Source organism: Paracoccus sp. PAR01, from assembly GCF_014851995.1.
In the GTDB taxonomy this organism is placed as follows: domain Bacteria; phylum Pseudomonadota; class Alphaproteobacteria; order Rhodobacterales; family Rhodobacteraceae; genus Paracoccus; species Paracoccus litorisediminis.
Window position 1 is genome coordinate 1 of the sequence record NZ_JACVAW010000114.1, and the last position, 255, is coordinate 255.

General features: G+C 59.2%; 1 protein-coding gene. It reads right to left on the reverse strand.

The annotated features are described in order from the left end of the window. On the reverse strand, window positions 1-255 hold a 255-nt coding region (locus IB235_RS24920; protein ID WP_192339091.1), incomplete at both ends, for a transposase.

The following is a 255-nucleotide window of genomic DNA, read 5'->3' on the forward strand; positions in this document are numbered from 1 at the left end:
CGGATGTGTTTCCAGTGTTCGGCCGGGTAGTCGTAAAAGGTCAGCAACGCCTCGCGATCCTTGACCAGCTTGGCAACGGCCTTGTCGTATTTGACCCCGTAGGTTTCGACGAAAAAGTCGAAGGCGGCGCCGGCCTCGGCCTTGGTTTCCGCCTGCCAGATGTCGTGGAGATGGCTCTTGGCCTTGTCCTGCAGCGATTTCGGCAGCGCGTTGAGCACGTTCATTGTCTTGTGGACCCAACACCGCTGCTCGCGT